Source organism: Sphingobacterium faecale (genome assembly GCF_016746095.1).
Taxonomy (GTDB): domain Bacteria; phylum Bacteroidota; class Bacteroidia; order Sphingobacteriales; family Sphingobacteriaceae; genus Sphingobacterium; species Sphingobacterium faecale.
On sequence record NZ_JAERTY010000002.1, the window covers coordinates 67,712 to 84,234 of the forward strand.

Below are 16,523 nucleotides of genomic sequence, written 5' to 3' on the forward strand. Positions count from 1 at the left end.
TAAAAGTATAAAATCATGGAATTGCAAGAACCTTTCGACATCGAGATAGGAGATATTATATATTCGGTTTTCCCGGATGAAAAAGATACATATACCATTTTTAAGGATGGACAGGAGTATATTCAAATCATCAAGGATACGGAGACCAGTTGGCTGAAGTTGCATCCAGAGACTGGTTTACCTTTGTTTGGGATGGACGAAGAGGTTAATCTTATAGGTCAGAAGATCCTTTCCGAACTTGGAGAGTAAGTTAAATCTAAAACCAAAAGGCGCTATCTTTTTGTTGGAGAGTGCCTTTTGGTTTTTCTTGAAAAGTTATTACATCGGTATATATACCACATACTTCGTGTCAAAAAAATCTTCTTCGAAATAGGAAGATATGGGGTGCAGTTCTGCTTTTAATCTTGCCTCTTTGATTTCCTCTTTTAAATCTCCCCCTTTGAGGTAGAGAATCCCGTTTGGTATTCCGTTTTTGTCTTTCTTTTCAAATTTATTTCTAATCCAAGGAGTAAAGTCAGCGAGTCGGGTCACCGCTCTGGAGACGACAAAGTCGTAAGTGTAATCCAATTGTTCGGCGCGGATATGGTCTGCTTCTACATTGGTCAGACCAATAGCATCTGCGACGCCACGCACCACTTTTATCTTTTTACCAATCGAATCCACGAGGTGAAATTTAACTTCGGGAAACAATATAGCTAACGGTATCCCTGGGAATCCCCCTCCTGTTCCTACATCAAGAACCCGCGTTCCTGGTGCAAAGTCGTGAACAAATTTGGCGATTGCCAATGAATGCAGCACGTGCTTCAGGTAAAGGCTTTCAATGTCCTTGCGCGAGATGACATTGATCTGATCGTTCCAGAAAGGGTATACCTCGGCAAGCTTTTCAAATTGTGATTTCTGAGTTGCTGTCAGGTTTGGGAAGTATTTGAATATGATATCTACTGTTGGGTTCACGTCTTATTAGAGTTATAGGGTGTTATAAAATACGTTTGTCGTATTAAAATGTTTAAAATATTACCAGCTTCTTTGTTTTTTCTTTCGATTGAACAGTCCATTTAAACAGATATAGAAATAGAAAAACAGATCCAGTAGGGGAAGCCAAAATAGAAGATCCTTTACCTTTAGTTTGAGAAAGATTGGTCGAAAGACGATGACTTGGCATAGGTAGCGTAAAAAGAACGCCGCTGTTCCAACGTACCACAGGCTAGGAAAAATAGCTAGGGCTAGAAAAAGGACGATATAAAAAAGAAATGCAGTTATCAATTGGGCTGCTAACATGAACTGATGTCTTCTTTTGTAAGCTATGGAGGCTCCCGAGTGTCTTGCTTTTTGTTTGTAGTAGGAGCTCCAGTTATCTTTTGGGACAGAGTATACATGAGCCTCTGGCACTATGGCAATATGGGTGTTCTGTTTGGTTGCATTTTGATTCACAAACAAGTCATCGTCTCCAGATTTAATATGCATGTGTGCATTAAACCCCTTGCCTCTAAAGAAGAGACTTTTTAAATAAGATAGGTTGCGGCCCACTCCCATGTAAGGATCCTTTTTTAAAGCGTATGCAAAATAACTCATGGCTGTGTGTGTCGTTTCAAATCGGATCAGCTTATTGAGAAAGCCTTTCTTTTTGAAGTAAGGCGAGTAACCTAAAATAATTTCTTTAGAAGAACTGTATGCTCCTCCAATCTCTTTGAGCCATTCGCTGGATTGTGGTTCACAATCTGCATCTGTCATTACTAAGTGCTCGTATTTTGCAGCTTTAATGCCAAGCGTTAAGGCAAATTTTTTACTGTGTTTGAGTTGTATGTGCTCTTTGATCTGTACGACGCGTAGGTGAGGATATTCAGTTTTAAAAGCCTGCAATACCCATTGGCTTTCGTCTGTGGAATAATCATCAACAACGATCACCTCATATTCCGGATAATCTTGATTTAGTATTTTGGGTAGAAAGGCTTCTAGATTGCCCTGTTCGTTATGTGCGCAGATAATTACCGACAGTGGGGGTAAAACCTCAGAATTTTTATAGCTTTTTACTTTATGCGTTGCCAATCTGCTATAAACAAATAGAATATAGTAGAGTTGGAACACTAGTAATATACCTAAAATTCCATAAATGATATAGGCAATATTGGGGATGATATAGTTGTAAAGATGCATATGAAGACCCAAAGATAAGGCGTTCTTTTTAATAGTTATAACATTAGTAGTTAAGAATTGCTAATTAAATAGCAAAGGTGTCGCGAGCTCAAAATTTTATAGTATTTTTGCGGGATGAAATTTACGCTTCAAGCTCAGGATAAACTTTCCCAAGCACGTGCAGGAGTGATGGAGACTGCTCATGGAAAGATTGAAACACCTATTTTTATGCCAGTTGGCACAGCTGGAACTGTCAAGGCTGTTCACCAACATGAATTGGTCAATGATATCCAAGCGCAGATTATATTAGGGAATACTTACCACCTTTATTTACGGCCGGGTTTGGATGTCCTAAATAAAGCAGGCGGTTTGCACAAATTCAATGGTTGGGACAAGCCTATTCTTACGGATTCAGGAGGCTATCAGGTATATTCGCTGACCGAGGTACGGAAGATTAGAGAAGAGGGGGTTACCTTTCGTTCGCACGTAGATGGATCGAAGCACTTATTTACGCCCGAAAATGTAATGGATACACAACGTGTCATAGGAGCTGATATTATTATGGCTTTTGACGAGTGCACGCCTTATCCCTGCGATTATAATTATGCCCGTCGTTCTTTAGATATGACACACCGTTGGCTGAAGAGATGCTGTGACCGTTTTGACTCCACTGAGCCTTTATATGGTTATGATCAGACGTTGTTTCCGATTGTACAGGGATCTGTCTATAAAGATCTGAGAGCCAAGTCCGCTGAGGTAATTGCATCGTTCGAGCGTGAAGGTAATGCTATCGGAGGATTGTCTGTAGGAGAGCCGGCTGAAGAAATGTATGCCATGACAGAGGTTGTAACCGCTATTTTGCCGAAAGAGAAACCAAGATATTTAATGGGGGTAGGTACACCAATTAATATTTTGGAAAATATAGCCCTTGGTATCGATATGTTCGATTGTGTGATGCCGACACGCAATGCCCGTAACGGCATGTTATTTACGCGTAATGGTATCATCAATATCAAAAATGAAAAGTGGAAAGCCGATTTTTCACCTATCGAAGCCGAGTCTGATCTCATGATGGACAGGTTCTATACCAAAGCATACCTTAGACACCTGATCCGATCCCAGGAAATCCTAGGCGCCCAGATAGCTTCATTACACAATCTGCATTTTTATCTGTGGTTGGTAAAACAAGCCCGCGAAAAGATAATAGAGGGCACATTCTATGATTGGAAAGAAAAAATGGTGAAGGTCTTGGGACAACGATTATAATTTTTTTTGACTTTTGCATTTTTACTTTTTATTTTGAAAAAATGAATATCATAGACCGCTATATTATCCGCAAATACCTGACTACTTTCTTATTTACAGTAGGTATTTTCATTGTGGTTATTGTGATATTTGATATCTCCGAAAAGCTGGATGATTTCTTGAAGAATAAAGCTTCTTTTACGCAGGTTTTATTTCAATATTATGCATTGGGGTCGGTTCCTTTTTTTCTGAATATGCTCACCCCGCTGATCAACTTTATCGCGGTGATCTTTTTCACCTCAAAGATGGCTGATCAGACAGAAATTGTCCCTATACTGAATGGCGGTATGAGCTTTAACAGGTTGCTTCGGCCTTATATGTTTGCGGCATCACTGATTTTTGCTTTTACATTAATATCCAATCTGTATATATTACCGTTGACTAATAAGCTGAAGGTTCAGTTTGAAAACGTTTATGTAAAACCACATAAAATCAATACTACCACCTCGTCTACACATATGCAGATCGATAGCAATACCTATGTGTATATTGACAACTTTGATACAAAACAGGCTATAGGATACAACTTTGTTATGGAGAAGTTCGACGGTCGGGAGTTAAAGGAAAAACTCATGGCCGACCGTGTAGTTTGGGATTCAGTAACCACAAAATGGAGGATAGAGAATTATACGAATCGTGTTATTGATGGATTGAAGGAAGAAATGTTGAAAGGAGAGAAACGTGATACAACCTTGGATATGAAGCCTCAGGATTTCGAAACGTATGATAATATCTTTACAGCAATGAGTACGAACGAACTGAATGAGCGTATTTTTAAAGAAGAGACCCGCGGTACAGGGATGATGAATGATCTGTTGTTGGAGAAATACAGAAGGATTGTAAACCCCTTTGCGGCATATATTTTAACATTAATGGGGGTGGCGCTCTCCTCGAAGAAAGTCCGTGGAGGAATAGGTTTGAGTCTCGGTATAGGTATCGGTCTGAGCTTTGCTTTCTTGGTGTTCAATCAGTTCTCTACGATGTTTTCTTTAAAAGGGGGACTGCCTCCTTTATTGGCAGTATTGATCCCCAGCTTGACATTCCTGATATTGGCCTTCGTATTGCTTAAAAAAGCGCCGAAATAGCAACCTACTCCTATGCATTTTATAACACGCTATCGCAATCTGTTGATTCTGCATTTTACGGTCCTTATTTGGGGATTTACAGGAGTGCTCGGAGATTTGATTACCGTATCAGCCCTTCATTTGGTATGGTATCGGGTCTTGATTGCAGCTCTGACATTACTTGTTTATTTTAAGCTAAGTAAGCAACGGGTCATTGTTCCATGGCGTAAAATGACGAAATTCTTGGCTGTAGGGATGATTGTCGGCCTACATTGGGTCTGTTTCTTCCATGCTATCAAGATATCAACCGTTTCTGTTACTTTGGTAACGCTCTCCTCTCTGACATTATTTACAGCAATTTTAGAGCCTTTATTTAACCGTAAGTCCATTGCTATAGGGGATGTCATCGTCGGGTTGGTCATTATTTTGGGCATTTATCTCATCTTTAAGTTTGAGTTCCGCTATTGGCAGGGAATAGTTTTCGGTTTGTCTGCAGCATTATGTGCGAGCTTGTTTTCTATTCTTAACTCGAGAATGGTAAAAAAAGATAGTCCTACCATTATTACTTTTTATGAAATGATAGGAGCTTTTATAGGTGTATCTATTATTATGCTATTTTCGGGGCAATTTACAGCAGAGATGAATCTTTCGTTTTCGGATTGGGGATACCTATTTGTATTGGGAAGTATCTGTACGGCCTTTGCGTATGTTTTAGGTGTCGCTGTGATGAAAGAGCTGAGTGCATTTACGGTTGCGCTGACAACCAATTTGGAACCTGTCTATGGGATATTGCTGGCTATTGCGATCTTAGGGCATAAAGAAACGATGAGTGTGGGCTTTTACTCAGGAGCAATAATTATACTAGGGGCTGTGTTTCTATATCCAATGTTAAAGAGCGCTATAGCGAACCGACGATATGGAAAGCTTGCTAAAGAAGAATTGTAAGGTATTATTTCGTTTCTTCTTCACTTTCTGCAATCTGTCCTTTTGCCGGATCACCTTGTTGTTCTTCGGATTCTTCATTATTCAATACACCAGTCTCCTTATCATATCTGCCGGCCAGCTCGTCTATAATGGTGCCCTTCCAAAGTGGCGTGCCCGTTAGATAGGCTGCACGACCTATCATATGAGCGGCAATAGGCGAGGTGATGATCAGAAAGAAAATAATAGCAATCGCTTTGGTGCTGACGGAGATATCGGGAAATAAAATAGCAGCACACAGCAATAACAAACCGACCCCCATGGTGGCGGCTTTTACGGTGACCGATAGGCGCAGGTAAAAATCGGGCATTCTCAGGATACCTAGAGATGCAAAGAAAATAGCAAATGCACCAATGGTGCTCAGTATGGCAATTAATATATCAATCATCTTCTCTCTTTTCAATGTAAAACGAAAAAGCTACAGTGCTTAAGAAGGCAATGAGTGCCAAAATAATGGCGACATCAAGAAGTACCTTCTGATTAGACCTGATTGTAAAAATCGTGATAATCCCAATTCCTATAGTGATGATCAGATCAAGTGCAATTACACGGTCTACAACTTTTGGTCCCTTTACCAAGCGGATGAAAACCAAAATCACCGATATGGTAAGGATCGGTAGTATGAAATAATCGAAGTACGTGGCTAGTGTCATCTTAAAGCTTCTAATAATCTACGTTCTAATCCTGTTTTTGTCTCCTGTACAAACTTCTTGGGGTCGTCAAGGTACATGACATGTATATACAGCGTTTTTCTGTCTTCACTGATATCCAAAATCAAGGTACCGGGTGTCAACGAAATCATCATGGACAAAAGGTTAATCTCCATCTCGGTTCGTGCATTCATGGGATACCTTACTACTCCTGGTCGCATAAAATAACGTGGGGTCATCACATCATATGCTACCTGAATGTTGGCTTTAATCATCTGAAATAAAAAGTAAAACACAAAACTGACAATACGCGGTACTTTATAAAAGTATCTCCGGTCGCCATCGTTGCGACTCATGATCCACAAGATGGCAAAACCAAGTAAGAAACCAAATAGAAAGTTGGTATAATACATCGAACCTGTGAGTGCTACCCAGATGAAGGAAAGCAGAAGGTTCATTAAAAACTGCTTAATCATATGCTTATTTCCTTTTACCTAATACCGCGTCTATGTACGGTTGTGTATTCATGAGTTGGTCGGTTATTTTATCGACCAGCTGAATGACTATTTCCGAATTTAAACCGATATATAATGTTGCTAATCCCAATATCCCTATAGGTAATACAAGTAATATCTTGCGTACCAAAGGTAAGGGTTCAAATTTATTTTCTATTATTACTTCATTCGGCACGTCCTTCCAAAATACTTCGGCCCACATTTTTGCAATGACGTACAGCGTGACGAAACTGCCCGCTATTAATGCGCCAATGAAAACATACTGTGATTGGGTAAAGGCTTCCTGAAATAAGAATATTTTAGGCCAAAACCCAGACAGTGGAGGAATTCCAACTAAGGAAAACAGGACGATGGCAATCAGTAACGATAGTTTGGGGTATTCCGCATATAGTCCTCCATTCTTCTTCATGTCCATACTACCCCGTAATTGTCCGATTAAACCCGCAATTAAGAACATGTTTGTTTTTACTAAGATATCATGGAATAGATAGAAGACAGTTCCCATTAGAGCGACTTTTGTAAACATACCTATACCGCCAATCATAAAGCCGATATGGCAGACGATCAGATAGGAGAAAAGTCGACGTACATTGGTTTTTATAAGAGCCCCAAAGCTACCTGTGAGTATCGTGAATACAGCAAGCCATATTAACAGGTCTTTGGTAAATTGATCTGGAATAAATATCAGGCTGAACACGCGTATCATGGCATAAATTCCAACTTTAGTCAATAATCCTCCAAATGTCGCGGCTACAGCAGACGGTGGTGTGTGGTAAGAGGAAGGAAGCCAATAATACAAAGGGAACACGGCAGATTTGATTCCAAAACCAAGTAAAAAGAAACAGGCAGTGATACCGACGAGCGGTGAGTTTTCTACCTCTTTAATTTTAATAGCCAGGTCAGCCATATTCAGCGCACCTGTCATCCCGTATAATATACCAATACCTGTTAAAAAGAACGTCGAGGCCAGGATATTCATCGCCATGTATTTTACGGCACCTTCGAGTTGAGTTTTACGTCCTCCTAAGGTCATCAATACAAAGGAAGAAATAATAATGACCTCAAACCATACATAAAGGTTAAAGATATCTCCAGTCAGGAAAGCACCGTTTAACCCCATAACCAAGAAATGGAAAATCGGAAAATAACCGTAATTCATCCGTTGTCGGTTCAGCCCGGTAGACGAAAATAGGGATACGGCAAGGCCCGCCAAGGACGTAATGAGTACCAGTGAACTACTGAGTAAATCGGCCACAAATACGATTCCAAATGGGGATTCCCAATTCGAAGCATTTAGCGTCAAAATTCCAGTCTCGTCCACACGGTTCAGGAGGCGTAGAGACAGGACGACAGCCAGAATACTCCCTATGACACTCATGAAGCGCTGTGTTACGGTTTTTCGCCAAGCGATAAGCTGTAGGATAGCCGTAAATAGATGTATGAAAACTGGAGCTAATATGTGGTTGTCTATCATATATCTTCTTCCTCAGGGGTATTTAAATCATCTAAATCATCTGAATCTACTAAGGCATAGACTCTTTTTAACAGTACAATTGCGAAAGCTGTTAGAGCAAAGCTAATTACGATAGCAGTTAATATCAAAGCTTGAGGGATAGGATCTGCAAATACATCTTGAAATAGTTTTGCATCTTCATCAATTACGGGAGGTTTACCCTTCGTAATTCCAGCAAGTAAAAAAATCAAAATATTAGCTCCGCTACCCAGTAACATGATCCCTAGCAAGAGCTTGACCATGCTCCTGCGGAGAATCAAATAGACTCCTGCTGCATAGAGAAGACCAATTAATATAATGAGCAATAGTTCCATTAGCTGTTTTCCTCCTCGTTGTTTAGTGCGATGGTAAATAGGATAGTCAATACGACGCCGATCACAACCAAATATACACCCAGGTCAAAAAACAGGGAAGATCCTACCATTCCAATAACTGGTATCGGTTGTTCAAACCATAGTCCGGTCATAGGAGGAAGGCCAAATGCCATAGGCATAACCATGCTCACTGTAGATAGCCCTAGTCCAATGGGGATTAATGATAGTGGTTTTCGCTTTAGAAGCTTCATGGTTTGGGCGGTTCCATTAGCAAAACTGTGCAATACAAAAGCAATAGAAGCGACTAGTCCACCGACAAATCCTCCTCCGGGATAATAATGCCCCCGCAGTAGCAGGAAAAAGGAGAATAGTAGTAATATCGGAAGCAGATATTTGCTTGCAGATTGTAGAATCGGACTTTTCATATTATTCTCTTTCAGACGATTTTAAGCGTAAACGGATCAAACTATATACGCCCAGGGCTGCTATACTCAATACTACTGTTTCAAACATCGTGTCTATTCCCCTGAAGTCTACGAGGATGACATTGACCACGTTTTTTCCTTTCGCAAGGAGATAGGCATTTTCTCCATAAAAATTGGAGACTTCCCTGGATATAGGCTCCGACCAAGCTTTCAAGGCGATTAAAGACAAAGTCACACCGAATCCAAGGGAGATTATAGCATCTCGATAAAGGATCTTTTTGCTGGCGAAGTTAATGAAACCTGGTAGTTTGTAGAGTACGAGTACAAATAAGACCGTAGACAATGTATCGATTGTAAATTGTGTCATCGCTAGATCCGGAGCGCTATAGATGACGAATATTAAACAGATACAATAGCCTATCACACTCATGGATACAACCGAAGTGAGGCGAGAAGGCGTCGTTACAATAATATAAAGAGCACCAATTAATACAGCTACGATAACGACTTCATAAATGTCGGGGTATGTCAGCATCCATACATCCAGCTGGATCGGTCCGCTGACCCATAGCTTGTATGCCAGTAACGCTTCGGCAAATAAGATGATCTTAAGATGATAGGATCGCAGGTAACCGTTATGGAACAGGTTGGTAAACCATGTTGCAAAGCGAACAATGTCGTTGGCGTAGCCTGTTATGATACGTTGCGGTGAAATGTTATCAAATTTTGTCAATTTATTGAGCCTGGCTATACTGGGCTTATTGATGATGTAAACCAAGGTGCCTAAAAACAATGTCGTAATGCTCAGGACTAAGATGATGTTAAAGTGCCAAATCTGGAGATGTTTGGCAAAGAAAGACGCAGTGAGAGAACCCGCCGCTGGAATACTTAAATAGTCCCCTGCAAAAGAAGGAAACATACCAAATACGACGCCTAAAAAGGCGAGTATAAGTGGTGGAATCCATAATGATTTGGCTGGAAGGTGAACATGCGCGAGGTGAGCGGGCAGTTTACCAACAAACGGCTTGATACCGGCCATAAAACCAGCAGCGACTAAGCCAATGTTGGTCACAATGGCTAGAGCGGTAAGCACCCAGATATAATCATCTAATGGACTATGTAATGTCGCTTCGTAGATCAGGTCTTTCCCAATAAAACCAAATGTAAAAGGAAGCCCTGCACTAGATAAAGCAGCAAGTAGGGCCGCTAGAGCAACAGGAGGCATGACTTTTTTTAAACCCGCCAATACGGTGGTATCCCGTGTGCCGGTTTCATGATCAATGATGCCTGTAACCATAAATAATGTGGCTTTGTACAACGCATGTGCGAGCAGGAAAACCATAGCGGCAATAAACGCATCTTGTGTACCTATCCCAATCAAAAATGTCAGTATTCCTAATGCGGAGATTGTGGAATAGGCTAGTATACCTTTCAGATCAATACGGAAGAGTGCATGTATAGCTGCATAAAGCATGGTAACCCCACCAACGACCATTAACGTGTAGTTCCAATAATCAGTACCACCTAAGACCGGCGTAAAACGAGCTAATACGTAAATACCTGCTTTTACCATGGTTGCAGAATGGAGATAGGCCGAAACTGGTGTAGGAGCTTTCATGGCGCCGGGCAGCCAAAAATGAAATGGGAATTGAGCTGACTTTGTAAAGGCACCGATGAATAATAAAGAAATCACAAGAGGGTACAGATCATGATCTAGAATGAGCGATCTATTGGCGATCATAGTAGATATACTGAATGTGCCCGTTATATTGGCAGCAAGTATTAGTGCCGCTAGTAGGAAGAAGCCCCCTAAGCCTGTTATGCTAAGCGCGGTCAGTGCACTCTTTCGCGACTCTGCATTATCGTTGTTAAAACCGATAAGGAAGAAAGAAGAAATACTGGTCAACTCCCAAAAAATGAAGAGCAGTATAATGTTGTCGGATAGCACAACACCCAGCATGGCAGACATAAACAAAAACAGATAGCCAAAGAAACGGTCAAAATAGATGTGACCTTTTAGATAAGAACGGGCGTAGGTGAAAATAGCAGTACCGATCCCGGTAATCAACAATGCAAACAAAAGAGAAAGCCCATCAAGTTTCAGGTCAAAATTGACGCCTAAGGATGGAACCCAATCAAAATGCTGTACCAGTTGCTCACCACTGGCGATCCAAGGAGTCTGTATTGCAAAAAAGATGAAAAGAAGAGCAGGTAAAATAGGCAGAAGAAAGCTCCACCTGGATTTTAAATGTTTGCCAGCAAAGACAATTAAACATGATGAAAATAATCCCGATAATATAGTTAATAGCATTTATCCCCTTTTTCTGAAAGTGTCTATTTTATTGATTTTTTATAAATCAATGGCACCAAAGTCCGCTCATTAGCTGAGCTAGCTACTTCAATGTCATTAAGGCCCTTCATGTCTTTGACTTCACTCCGAGGGAGTGTCAAAGTTTATGCACATTAATGGAAAGTCATAAAAATAGTAAAAATACCTTGGATTTTTTTATGTTTTTGAATAAAAACATGGGGGATAAAGGATAAGGGAGCCTGTTATAGACTCCCTTATTGCTTATTTTTTGAATTCTTTCGAACCTTTTATGATGGCCTCTACTACAGTAGGGTCCTGTAATGTAGAAGTATCACCTAAGCTAGATAACTCGCCTTCGGCTACCTTACGTAATATACGGCGCATTATTTTTCCAGATCTTGTCTTTGGAAGATCGGTTACGAATTGGATAATATCAGGTTTTGCTATAGCCCCGATTAGACGGGTAACAGTCTGTAAGATATCCTGTCGTGTTTTTTCTGCATCGATATGATGGTTAGCAATTACATAAGCATAGATACCCTGACCTTTTACCGGATGCGGATAACCTACGATGGCCGATTCTACGACGTCAGCGTGCATATTAATAGCATTTTCTACCTCTGCTGTACCGATGCGGTGACCTGATACATTCAAGACATCATCTACACGGCCCGTGATACGGTAATATCCTTCAGGGCTACGATAACAGCCGTCACCGGTAAAATACATATCTTTGTAGGTGGCAAAATAGGTCTGTCGGCAGCGTTCATGGTCCCCCCATGTGGTCCGTAACATACCCGGCCAAGGAAACTTGATACACAGATTTCCTGAAACATCATTTCCTTCAATCTCGTTGCCGTTTTCATCCATCAGACAAGGCTGCACCCCTGGAAGAGGAAGCATGGCATAGCCTGGGATTTGCGGTGTTATACCGGCAATAGGAGTGATAAGATGTCCGCCATTTTCTGTTTGCCACCAGGTATCGACGATAGGACATTTACCTTTTCCCACCTTTTCATTATACCAGTTCCACGCTTCTTCGTTGATCGGCTCGCCTACAGATCCTAAAACACGGAGAGAGGAGAGATCTTTGTTTTCTACATACGAATCTCCAAAAGCCATTAACGACCGTATGGCGGTGGGCGCCGTATAAATGGTGTTGACCTTGTATTTGTCAACGATATCCCAATATCTGCCGGCATCAGGGAAGGTGGGTATGCCTTCAAACATGAGAGAAGTTGCCCCTTGTGACAATGGGCCGTATACGATATAACTATGTCCTGTAATCCAGCCAATATCTGCCGTACAGAAATAAACATCTCCGGGCTTGTATTGGAAAGTATTGGCAAAAGTATAACCCGTATATACCATATATCCAGCAGTGGTGTGTACCACACCTTTTGGTTTTCCTGTAGATCCGGAAGTATATAAAATGAACAGTGTGTCTTCAGCGTCCATTTCTTCTGCCGGACAGGCCGGGTTACCTTGAGTTTCTACTTTTTTAATCTCGTCTTCCCACCATACGTCTCGGCCTTTGATCATAGATACTGGTGTGCGCGTACGCGTTAGCACAATCACCTTCTCAACAGATTTACACTGCATCAAGGCATCGTCTACGATAGATTTAAGCTCCAGTGTCTTTGTGCCACGGAAGCCCCCGTCGGATGTGATGACTAGTTTACACTCGGCATCATTGATACGATCTGCTATGGATTGAGCGGAGAAGCCGCCAAAGACGACCGAGTGGATGGCTCCGATGCGCGCACAGGCCAATACTGCAATTACCAATTCAGGAACCATTGGCAAATAGATACATACACGATCCCCCTTGCGTACGTTGTTGTTCTTCAGTACGTTTGCGAATTGTTCTACTTTGGCCAAAAGCTGTTTATAGGTCAGAATCCGGTGTGCTTCCGATGGATCGTTTGGCTCCCAGATAATGGCAGGCGTATCCCCGTTCTTGTAAATATGACGATCTAGACAGTTCTCCGTGATATTAAGTTTGCCGCCATCAAACCACTTGATGTTCGGTTCTGTAAAATTCCAGTTAAGGACATTGTTCCATTTCCTTTTCCAGAAAAAGTTATCCGCTATTTCTCCCCAAAATTGTTCGGGATTGTCGACGCTTCTCTTATAAGCATCCTGATACTCCTCAAAGTTTTTAATTTGAAAACTCATTTCTTACTTCTAATTTTTAGTATAGGTCTATTATTATTATAATTTTGTTATTCAAAACAGACATCAATTTATTTGGAACTGTAAAAGAGCCTGTTGTAAGGCTAATTTAATTTTTTTTATAATTAAAAACTAATTTTTATCACCAGAAGCGCTTTAATTTGTTGTAATAATAGTTGAGAAAGATGGAGATACATCCACTGAAAAAAATATACTACTTTATCATTTTTAGTAATGTTTTAATAGCATCAGCCGCAGTCGCACAGTGCCTTTTGACTTATATCGTATTAGGACTTCCATCCAGTTGGTATGTGGTCGGAATCGAAGGAACTGCGACGCTGTTGCTGTACAATTTCAGTCTGTTTTTATCCAGGCCCAAAAAACCTCAGGAATCACCTTATCTGCGCACAAGGTGGGTCTTTGGACATCAGCGTATATTTTGGATCAATACAATACTTGCTTTAGGAGGGCTTGTCTTTTGTTTATTCCATGTCCACTTTTATACCTGGCTTTTTTTGGCTTTAGTAGGTATGGTCAGCGTGGGTTATAGTTTACCTATTTTTCGTTTTTATGGAAAGCCTGGTGGCCTGCGGCAGATTCCAGGGCTTAAATTATTTCATATCGCTCTTGTATGGTCATTGAGCAGTGTGGGACTTCCTGTGGTGGAGGCATGGGCAGCCGCTGTTCCGATCGATTGGGCACAGGCAAATATACTTGGATTATTGAAAATATTATTTTTACTGATCTGTACGCTCCCTTTCGATATTAGGGATATGAAACAAGATTCGTATTATCATTTAAAAACTATACCACATCTTATCGGAGAGCAAAGAGCTAAGCTACTCTGTTATGTTCTTATAGCCGTACATATCTGTCTGTTGTGGATCGTACCCTTTAATAGTCCAGTCAAACTAGGTCTGATTCTGACCGATATGCTGATTGGAATAGCTTTGTATGTCGTCCTGTTTAAAAAAAGTGTGGGCTACCATCAAGTATATTTACTTGACATAGCCCTATTGGTACAATATTTCTGTGTCTTATTGTTGGTGCAGTAAAGTTAATATTTTGTCAGCAAGGACATCGGATAGTTTGTAATAGCTTTCAAAAGTCCAACCTGCGACATGTGGACTGAGTAATACATTGTCTCTACGGATGAGCTCTGCATACCATTCCGCTTGGGACAATGCTGGAAATTTCTCGACCGGTAGTACGTCAAATGCCGCTCCTAAGATTTTGCCACTGTCGAGGTTTTTTAATACAGCTGGGATATGGGCGATTCCACCACGGGCCCCCATTAAAAAGAAAATAGGTTTACGAAAATGGAAAAGGTATTCGTCGTCCACCATACCTTTGGTTTCTCTAGTCAGTGGTATATGGAAGCTTAATACATCCGCCATTTTTACGACTTCTTCCATCGAGGCTTCGGTGGCATATTCATCGGAGAAGCCGGTTTTATATTTGTCATAAGCTAGGACGGTAACGCCGAAACCGGAAAGTTTTTTTGCCATAGCCTGCCCGTTATTTCCATAACCAATGAGTGCTACTGTACGGCCCATAAGCTCATACCCTCGGTTTTCTTCCCTTTTCCACGTTCCATTCCGGATTTCCTTATCTCCTCTGTTAAGGTTGTTCATCAGGTTTAGGAGCATGCCTATCATATGTTCGCCCACAGCGTCTCTATTTCCTTCATTGGCCGATAACAAAACAATTCCTTTGGAGGTTGCATAAGCCTCGTCAATATTGTCCATTCCCGCCCCTGAGCGACCTATAAATTGAAGCTTGGAGCCGAGCTCTATAAAATCTTGATCTACTTGAAACTTGGAACGAATGATTAAGCCTTCATAGGAGCCGATTTGCTGTTCAGCTTCTTCTCGTGTAATATCAGGTTGGTAATTATAGGCGATATTGTTTTGATTCAGCTTCTCCAGTAGTATGTGGTGTATGTCGTCGACGATTAGAATGTTCATGTTATGGTGTGTTTATCTGCATAAAGTCTTTTGATAATAGTTTGGACAAACTATGTTGCTTTATCCGGTTGGGTAAGATCTTGGCTAAGGTATTGCGCAGTGTGATTAGATAAGGATTTTCCCATTGGGCGATGTGTCCGATCTGTTGAGAAGTTTCGGTGATATATCGGGTGCGGGCTAACCTCCTTTTTTCAAAAGAACGAAAAGCTTCTACAGTTGTTTTATCTCGTTTTAGCTCATCGATCAGTACCGCTACATCTTCTATAGCCTGACAGGCTCCTTGCCCCATATTGGGAGTGGTGGCATGTCCTGCGTCCCCAATTATCAAGATATTGTGATAAGCGAGGTGCTGCAGGGGCTCGATGTCAATAATGTCACTCCAGATCAGATTTTTATCTTGTGTTGCTGCCAATATTTTTGGTATCGGTGCGTGATAATGTTGAAACCGTTTCCACAAATCATTGGTAGTGGTGTTTTTGAATGCCGGGCTATTCGGCTTCCCGTTGACACAAGCGTACCAATATATTCTATTGTCCACTAAAGGGGTAACGCCAAATCGACCAGCTCTGCCCCATGTTTCGAAACCGGTATCCAGTTGTATGTCACTGTTGTCTATTGTTGCTCTCCAACAGGTATATCCCGCATATCTTGGTGTGGAAGATGGGACAAGCTGTTGACGTAAACGCGATTTGACACCATCGGCTATTATTAAGTATTTTGCCGTATAGACGCTCCCGTCCTCAAAGAAAACCCGGACGACATTTTCCTCTTGTTCTAATTTTTGCGCTCTTTTTCCTAAAATAATATGGTCTCGCTGTATCTTAGAAAGGAGATAAGCGTGAAGATCTGCCCGGTGTATGGCAAAATTCTTTTGGCTGTATTGTTCGGAGATACGTTTGGTGTCCGGACTGAAGAGTATTTCCCCTTTTTCGCTGCGTATATTATAATTGTCAATATAGTAGCCTAATTGTTCGATTTCTGCTTTTAAATCCAGTATTTCTAACGCTTGCATGGCATTAGCTGCCAAGCCGAATCCGGCGCCGATCCCCTGTAGGAGCTGGCTCTGCTCAAACAACCTAAAATCGCGGCCAATCGACTGAAGGGCTATAGCGGCAGTGAGACCAGCAACACCCCCACCTATAATTAGAAATTCGCTGTCCATAGCATATT

General features: G+C 41.2%; 17 protein-coding genes. 5 read left to right on the plus strand and 12 right to left on the minus strand.

The genetic code is table 11. The features are described from left to right. The first annotated feature begins 15 nt into the window (after nt 1–15). Nucleotides 16–249, plus strand: a complete 234-nt coding sequence (locus JKG61_RS03215; protein ID WP_202101563.1) for a hypothetical protein — start codon at nt 16–18, stop codon at nt 247–249. A gap of 69 nt (nt 250–318) precedes the next feature. On the opposite strand, the gene rsmG is transcribed toward JKG61_RS03215, so the two are convergent. Both rsmG and JKG61_RS03225 read right to left on the minus strand, forming a co-directional pair. Beyond that, nucleotides 319–954: a 16S rRNA (guanine(527)-N(7))-methyltransferase RsmG gene (rsmG, locus tag JKG61_RS03220; RefSeq protein ID WP_202101564.1), complete on the minus strand. Its 636-nt coding sequence runs from the start codon at nt 952–954 to the stop codon at nt 319–321. Nucleotides 955–1,014: 60 nt separating this feature from the next. Further along, nucleotides 1,015–2,154: a glycosyltransferase gene (locus JKG61_RS03225; RefSeq protein WP_202101565.1), complete on the minus strand. Its 1,140-nt coding sequence runs from the start codon at nt 2,152–2,154 to the stop codon at nt 1,015–1,017. Nucleotides 2,155–2,268: 114 nt separating this feature from the next. On the opposite strand from JKG61_RS03225, the gene tgt reads away from it, so the two are divergent. The 3 genes from tgt to JKG61_RS03240 are packed head-to-tail and all read left to right on the plus strand — an operon-like array spanning nt 2,269 to nt 5,447. Further along, nucleotides 2,269–3,399: a tRNA guanosine(34) transglycosylase Tgt gene (tgt, locus tag JKG61_RS03230; protein WP_202101566.1), complete on the plus strand. Its 1,131-nt coding sequence runs from the start codon at nt 2,269–2,271 to the stop codon at nt 3,397–3,399. Nucleotides 3,400–3,440: 41 nt separating this feature from the next. Next, nucleotides 3,441–4,523 (plus strand): LptF/LptG family permease, encoded by a 1,083-nt coding sequence (locus JKG61_RS03235; protein ID WP_202101567.1) that lies wholly within the window; start codon nt 3,441–3,443, stop codon nt 4,521–4,523. 12 nt (nt 4,524–4,535) lie between these two features. Then, the gene (locus JKG61_RS03240) at nt 4,536–5,447 is read left to right on the plus strand and encodes a DMT family transporter (protein WP_202101568.1); all 912 of its coding nucleotides are present in this window, start codon (nt 4,536–4,538) and stop codon (nt 5,445–5,447) included. A gap of 4 nt (nt 5,448–5,451) precedes the next feature. On the opposite strand, the gene mnhG is transcribed toward JKG61_RS03240, so the two are convergent. The 8 genes from mnhG to acs all read right to left on the minus strand — a co-directional run bounded on the left by mnhG (nt 5,452) and on the right by acs (nt 13,389). Further along, complete coding sequence (gene mnhG, locus JKG61_RS03245) at nt 5,452–5,871, minus strand: monovalent cation/H(+) antiporter subunit G (RefSeq protein ID WP_202101569.1); 420 nt, start codon at nt 5,869–5,871, stop codon at nt 5,452–5,454. Continuing rightward, nucleotides 5,864–6,136: a monovalent cation/H+ antiporter complex subunit F gene (locus JKG61_RS03250; protein WP_133585490.1), complete on the minus strand. Its 273-nt coding sequence runs from the start codon at nt 6,134–6,136 to the stop codon at nt 5,864–5,866. Before JKG61_RS03250 ends, mnhG begins: the two co-directional genes overlap by 8 nt. Then, on the minus strand, nt 6,133–6,609 hold the full coding sequence (locus JKG61_RS03255) for a Na+/H+ antiporter subunit E (protein ID WP_202101570.1): 477 nt from the start codon (nt 6,607–6,609) through the stop codon (nt 6,133–6,135). The genes JKG61_RS03250 and JKG61_RS03255 overlap by 4 nt, the downstream gene beginning before the upstream one ends. A 4-nt stretch (nt 6,610–6,613) precedes the next feature. Continuing rightward, nucleotides 6,614–8,122: a proton-conducting transporter transmembrane domain-containing protein gene (locus JKG61_RS03260; protein ID WP_202101571.1), complete on the minus strand. Its 1,509-nt coding sequence runs from the start codon at nt 8,120–8,122 to the stop codon at nt 6,614–6,616. Beyond that, a complete protein-coding gene (locus tag JKG61_RS03265) occupies nt 8,119–8,475 on the minus strand; it encodes a Na+/H+ antiporter subunit C (RefSeq protein ID WP_021068689.1) in 357 nt (118 codons plus the stop codon). The genes JKG61_RS03260 and JKG61_RS03265 overlap by 4 nt, the downstream gene beginning before the upstream one ends. After that, nucleotides 8,475–8,900, minus strand: coding sequence for a Na+/H+ antiporter subunit B (locus JKG61_RS03270; protein WP_202101572.1), 426 nt, complete (start codon nt 8,898–8,900; stop codon nt 8,475–8,477). Before JKG61_RS03270 ends, JKG61_RS03265 begins: the two co-directional genes overlap by 1 nt. A 1-nt stretch (nt 8,901) precedes the next feature. Next, nucleotides 8,902–11,211, minus strand: a complete 2,310-nt coding sequence (gene mbhE, locus JKG61_RS03275) for a hydrogen gas-evolving membrane-bound hydrogenase subunit E (protein WP_202101573.1) — start codon at nt 11,209–11,211, stop codon at nt 8,902–8,904. A gap of 261 nt (nt 11,212–11,472) precedes the next feature. Further along, nucleotides 11,473–13,389, minus strand: coding sequence for an acetate--CoA ligase (acs, locus tag JKG61_RS03280; protein ID WP_202101574.1), 1,917 nt, complete (start codon nt 13,387–13,389; stop codon nt 11,473–11,475). 182 nt (nt 13,390–13,571) lie between these two features. Here acs and JKG61_RS03285 point away from each other — a divergent pair, with 182 nt between their 5' ends. After that, entirely contained in the window at nt 13,572–14,441 is an 870-nt protein-coding gene (locus JKG61_RS03285) for a UbiA prenyltransferase family protein (protein WP_237249362.1), read from the plus strand. Here JKG61_RS03285 and JKG61_RS03290 read toward each other — a convergent pair. Together JKG61_RS03290 and JKG61_RS03295 are read right to left on the minus strand one after the other, a co-directional pair. Beyond that, entirely contained in the window at nt 14,424–15,353 is a 930-nt protein-coding gene (locus JKG61_RS03290) for an NAD(P)-dependent oxidoreductase (RefSeq protein ID WP_202101575.1), read from the minus strand. The genes JKG61_RS03285 and JKG61_RS03290 overlap by 18 nt on opposite strands. Before the next feature lies 1 nt (nt 15,354). Beyond that, nucleotides 15,355–16,515 carry an FAD-dependent monooxygenase gene (locus tag JKG61_RS03295; protein WP_202101576.1) on the minus strand — a complete coding sequence of 387 codons (1,161 nt, stop codon included), beginning with the start codon at nt 16,513–16,515 and terminating at the stop codon, nt 15,355–15,357. Nucleotides 16,516–16,523 lie beyond the last annotated feature (8 nt).

Bases quoted from the DNA above. Each gene is read 5' to 3' on its own strand.
- JKG61_RS03215 (WP_202101563.1), top strand. From the start codon at position 16: ATGGAATTGCAAGAACCTTTCGACATCGAGATAGGAGATATTATATAT.
- JKG61_RS03225 (WP_202101565.1), bottom strand. From the start codon at position 2,154: ATGCATCTTTACAACTATATCATCCCCAATATTGCCTATATCATTTAT.
- tgt (WP_202101566.1), top strand. From the start codon at position 2,269: ATGAAATTTACGCTTCAAGCTCAGGATAAACTTTCCCAAGCACGTGCA.
- JKG61_RS03235 (WP_202101567.1), top strand. From the start codon at position 3,441: ATGAATATCATAGACCGCTATATTATCCGCAAATACCTGACTACTTTC.
- JKG61_RS03240 (WP_202101568.1), top strand. From the start codon at position 4,536: ATGCATTTTATAACACGCTATCGCAATCTGTTGATTCTGCATTTTACG.
- mnhG (WP_202101569.1), bottom strand. From the start codon at position 5,871: ATGATTGATATATTAATTGCCATACTGAGCACCATTGGTGCATTTGCT.
- JKG61_RS03250 (WP_133585490.1), bottom strand. From the start codon at position 6,136: ATGACACTAGCCACGTACTTCGATTATTTCATACTACCGATCCTTACC.
- JKG61_RS03255 (WP_202101570.1), bottom strand. From the start codon at position 6,609: ATGATTAAGCAGTTTTTAATGAACCTTCTGCTTTCCTTCATCTGGGTA.
- JKG61_RS03260 (WP_202101571.1), bottom strand. From the start codon at position 8,122: ATGATAGACAACCACATATTAGCTCCAGTTTTCATACATCTATTTACG.
- JKG61_RS03265 (WP_021068689.1), bottom strand. From the start codon at position 8,475: ATGGAACTATTGCTCATTATATTAATTGGTCTTCTCTATGCAGCAGGA.
- JKG61_RS03270 (WP_202101572.1), bottom strand. From the start codon at position 8,900: ATGAAAAGTCCGATTCTACAATCTGCAAGCAAATATCTGCTTCCGATA.
- mbhE (WP_202101573.1), bottom strand. From the start codon at position 11,211: ATGCTATTAACTATATTATCGGGATTATTTTCATCATGTTTAATTGTC.
- acs (WP_202101574.1), bottom strand. From the start codon at position 13,389: ATGAGTTTTCAAATTAAAAACTTTGAGGAGTATCAGGATGCTTATAAG.
- JKG61_RS03285 (WP_237249362.1), top strand. From the start codon at position 13,572: ATGGAGATACATCCACTGAAAAAAATATACTACTTTATCATTTTTAGT.
- JKG61_RS03290 (WP_202101575.1), bottom strand. From the start codon at position 15,353: ATGAACATTCTAATCGTCGACGACATACACCACATACTACTGGAGAAG.
- JKG61_RS03295 (WP_202101576.1), bottom strand. From the start codon at position 16,515: ATGGACAGCGAATTTCTAATTATAGGTGGGGGTGTTGCTGGTCTCACT.